1 protein-coding gene is annotated in these 252 nt (G+C 29.8%); it reads right to left on the bottom strand.

Annotation, left to right across the window (positions count from 1 at the left end; translation table 11 throughout):
• Positions 1–68: 68 nt before the first annotated feature.
• Positions 69–252 (bottom strand): hypothetical protein (locus tag SB752_RS32955; protein ID WP_410719588.1); only part of this gene is annotated, 184 nt, incomplete at its 5' end.

Here is a 252-nt window from a genome sequence, read left to right on the forward strand (position 1 = left end):
AATCCGAAGCTGAATATAAAAACGGCTATAAAAACGGAATTGAATACATCTATAATGCGGAAGGAAATTTAGAACAGACCAATGAAAATAGAGGACAACAACATCTCCTGAAGATTTTCATTAAAAATTAAATAGCTATACCCTCCTCCAAGATCTTCCTGTTTTGCAACAACTCTATATTCCTCTTTATACAGTTTTGCTAATATTGCCTTTTCCTTATTTTTAATGCGTATTTTCATATTTATTATTTTT

The organism is Brevibacillus sp. SIMBA_040 (assembly GCF_046535075.1).
GTDB lineage: Bacteria > Bacillota > Bacilli > Brevibacillales > Brevibacillaceae > Brevibacillus.